The organism is Borrelia crocidurae (genome assembly GCF_000825665.2).
Taxonomy (GTDB): domain Bacteria; phylum Spirochaetota; class Spirochaetia; order Borreliales; family Borreliaceae; genus Borrelia; species Borrelia duttonii.
Window position 1 is genome coordinate 33,805 of sequence record NZ_LN609267.1, and the last position, 4,361, is coordinate 38,165.

Here is a 4,361-nt window from a genome sequence, read left to right on the forward strand (position 1 = left end):
ATATCATAAACTAAAACACTAACATTATTCTTTTCAATAAAGGTCTTATCTTCAATATTTTTTAAAATATAAGAATCCTTTTTAAAGATTAATACCTTATCATAATAACTAGCATTTCCAATAAATTCACCATCAATAAGACTGGTTCCAACAAACCCTGCTTTTAAACTCACATAAATTTTCATATTCTTAGTAGCAATTTCTCTAGCATTTTTGGATTCAATAAGAGATATCTCTGTCTTTCTATGATACATTTTTGAATATTTAGCAAGAAGTTTATCAATAAAATTTATTGCATAATTTTTAATTGATTCAATATTACTTTCTACACTTTTTAATTCTTTACTTAAAATTTGAATATCTTTATTATTTTTATCAATATCAAACATACTTATTTTCCTAATAGGAATTTTAAGCAAGTTCTCAATATCATCTAAAACAATTTTTCTAGAAAACCTATCTCCATACTTAACAATTTCACTCATTACAATATCAACAACATCGGATTCTTTAGAAATAGTTTCAAGAATTTTATAGATCTTATGTTCAATAAATATTTGCTCTAAGGTCTTAGAAAAAATTTTTTCAAGTATCTTACTTCTCTCAAGTTCAAGCTCCATCTTTAAAACTTTTTGTAAATGCTCAGCATGAAACTTGATAATATCTGTAACAGTATAAATAACAGGATATCTATCACTCAATAAAAGCAAATTAACAGAAATAGAAACTTGACAATTTGTATAATGATACAGTTTTTCAATAATTTCATTGGCATATACCCCCCTTGGAAGGGTCAATTCAATCTCTACATTTTCTGTAGTAAAATCATTAATACTCGAAACTTTAATATAGTTTTTACGAATAGCCCTCTCAATTGAAGCTATTAAACTTTCTGTAGTTTCTCCAAAAGGCAATTCTTTTATCAAAATAGCCTTATTATCATCTGTAGGTTCAATTTTTGCACGAACCAAAACCTTTCCATTGCCATCAGCATACTCATTAACATCAACTATTCCACCTGTTGGGAAATCAGGATAAAGATTATAAGCTTCACCAAGCAACTCACTCTTAACAGCTCTTAAAATTTCATTAAAGTTATGAGGAAGAATTTTAGCAGCCATACCAACAGCAATTCCTTCACTTCCCTGAATAAGTATTACAGGAATTTTAGCAGGAAAAATCAAAGGCTCAGCATTACGACCATCATAAGAAGGCTCATAAGTCGTTATTTCCTTACTATAGAGCACTTCAAACGCCAAAGGAGTTAATCGACATTCAATATAACGAGATGCAGAAGCAGGATCACCCGTTAAAAGATTACCAAAATTTCCTTGCTTTTCAATAAATAAATCTTTATTTGCCATATTAACAAGAGCTTCATAAATTGAAGTATCTCCATGAGGATGATATTTCATTGTATTTCCAACAACATTTGCAACTTTATGAAAATTACCATCATTCATTTCAAAAAGAGAATGTATTATTCGTCTCTGTACCGGTTTAAATCCATCAATAACACTAGCAATTGCACGATCTTTAATAACATAAGATGAATACTGTAAAAAATTATCTCTAAGTAATGTTTTAATGTTCATTAAATTAAATTCTCCATAATAAAGTTTCGTCTCTCAGGAGTATTTGGCCCCATATAAAATCCCAATTGCTCTTTTATTTCTTTAATATTGACAAGATCTACCTTTGTAAGTTTAATATTAGCAACATCAATAAAACCCTTAAATTCATTTGGCGAAATTTCTCCAAGTCCTTTAAATCTTGTAACTTCAGGATTTTTAAGTTTAAGAAGCGCTTTCTGTTTATCTTCCTCAGAATAACAATAAATAGTAGCACTCTTATTTCTTACTCTAAAAAGAGGTGTCTCTAAAATATGCATATGCCCATTTAAAACCAAATCTTCAAAATAAGTTAAGAAAAATGTTAAAAGCAAATTCCTAATATGAAATCCATCAAAATCTGCATCTGTAGCAATTACTATTTTATTATATCTTAAATTTTCAATTGATTCTTCAATACCAAGAGCTACCATCATATTATAGAGTTCTTCATTTTTATAAATTTCAGATCTATTTTTTTCAAACATATTTTGGGGTTTACCACGAAGAGAAAATATAGCCTGTGTATATACATCTCTACAAGACACCATTGATCCTGTTGCAGAATCTCCTTCTGTTAAAAAAATCATGGTTGCATCAGAATGTACACTTTTTTCATTAAAATGAAATTTACAATCTTTAAGTTTAGGAATTTTAAAAGATATTTTTTTTGCTCTCTCTTTTGCCTCTTTCCGTACACTGCTTAATTCCTTTCTAAGACGTTCATTATCAATAACTTTACTCTCTATCGTTTTTGCAAGTGTTTTATCTTTATATAAAATCTCTAAAATTAGCCTTTGTACTTCCTTAGCAATGTTACCTCTAGTTTCAATATTACCAAGCTTATTTTTAGTCTGACTTTCAAATATTGGATCCTTTATTTTAATTGAAAGAGTTGCCACAAGTCCTTCTCTAATATCAGTAGACGAATATGTCTTTTTTAAAAAATCATTAATGGCTCTCGCAAAACCTTCTCTAAAACCTGTTTGATGAGTACCTCCATCACTAGTATACTGTCCATTTACAAATGAAAAATATGTCTCACCATAATTATTTGTATGAGAAAATGCAAACTCTAAAGTTTTACTAGAATAATAAACAAAATCATAAAGTAAATCTTCATACTTAATCTCGGCCCTTATAAAATCAAGAAGCCCATTATCAGACCGAAAAATTTGATCATTATAATTAATTTCTAAACCTTTATTTAAGCAAGCATAATGAAAAAATCTTCTTTGTAAAAAATCCTCACTATACTTATATTTCCCAAAAATTTCTGTATCTGCTAAAAACTCAATGTAAGTGCCATTTTGTTCATCAGATTTACCTTCTGTAGTATTAATTAAATTTCCTTTTGAAAAAACAGCTTCAAAGAAATTACCTTCTCTTATCGACCTTATTAAAAATTTTGAACTTAAAGCATTAACAGCTTTAGTTCCAACTCCATTAAGCCCTACAGAAAATTGAAAAACATCGTCATTATACTTAGCACCAGTATTAATAACAGAGACACTCTCAACAACCTTTCCAAGAGGAATTCCACGACCATAATCCCTTACAGTAATGACATTATTCTCTCTTTTTATAACAATTTCTTTGCCATAACCCATAATAAATTCATCAATTGAATTATCAACGATTTCTTTAATTAAAATATAAATACCATCATCAATATTAGAACCATCTCCTAGTCTTCCAATATACATTCCAGATCGTAATCTAATATGTTCAAGAGAAGATAAGGTAACAATTTTACTCTCATCATAACAATTTTTTTTCATTTAAATTCCTATCAACAATTATACTGAATTTTCATTTTTTCTAATTTTTTAACTATTTTATCTCTCACAATAACATGAAGCTGCTCCTTCTCATCATCTGTCAAATTAGAAACATCTATTAAAGAATGGATATGCACATATACTGATAATCCTGAATTTAATATTAAATTTTTAATAAAAACTTTATGTGTATTAAGCAAAGTAACAGGAACAATTGGAGAATTTGTTCTTAAAGCCAAATTAACAGAACCTCTTTTAAAATCTTTTGTTTTTCCACCCCTATTTCTGGTTCCTTCAGGAAAAATTCCAATAACTCCACCCTCTTTAATAATTTTAGTCGCCTTTTGTTGAGTAACAGCAGAAGATCTTATACTGCTTCTATTGACAAAAATAGCTCCCATAGAAAGTAATATAAAATTAACTAAAGGAATACTTAAAAGTGATCTCTTAGCAACTATTACAAAAGGCCTTATAAAAACATAAATTAAAAAAATAGGATCCATTGACGCAATATGATTTGCAATAATTACCACACCACCATCTTTGTTCAAACAACAATCATCATCTTTTGTAATAACAACCTTAATGCCAGACAACCATAAACAAGTTTTAATAGCAAATCTAATCAATACAAAAATAAATTTTATAAAAGCATTTTCAAATCCAAATATCTTAAAAAAAAAGACGACAAAATAGACAAACAGCAAAAAACAATACAAAAAACAAAAAAACTAATATAAGTAATAATACTCCTTAATATTTTCATATGGTTTTTACCCTAATTTCTCTATTCTCTCAAGTTTTAATTTTTGCCTTTTTAGCAAACTTACTTCATCTTTTAAAATCTTAATAGGATGAAGAATAATAGTAGAAAATTTTTGATTATTAACTATTCTCTCACTATACTCAACAATAAAAGACTCACTTACCTTATTCTCATCCATGCTAATTTCATATTCAAGAATTAAAT

Annotated in this window: 2 protein-coding genes and 2 pseudogenes (1 of these 4 running past the window's edge); all 4 read right to left on the bottom strand. The window is 27.9% G+C overall.

Annotated features, from left to right (window positions below):
• Positions 1 to 1,595: DNA topoisomerase IV subunit A (locus BN1173_RS00200; protein ID WP_040235738.1), on the bottom strand; the 1,595-nt coding region annotated here is incomplete at its 3' end.
• Positions 1,595 to 3,391, bottom strand: a complete 1,797-nt coding sequence (locus tag BN1173_RS00205; RefSeq protein ID WP_040235741.1) for a DNA topoisomerase IV subunit B — start codon at positions 3,389 to 3,391, stop codon at positions 1,595 to 1,597. The genes BN1173_RS00205 and BN1173_RS00200, both read right to left, overlap by 1 nt.
• An 11-nt stretch (positions 3,392 to 3,402) precedes the next feature.
• Positions 3,403 to 4,157: pseudogene (locus BN1173_RS00210) on the bottom strand (lysophospholipid acyltransferase family protein).
• Positions 4,158 to 4,164: 7 nt separating this feature from the next.
• Positions 4,165 to 4,361 (bottom strand): annotated as a pseudogene (locus BN1173_RS00215) (pallilysin-related adhesin); it runs 1,262 nt beyond the window's last position.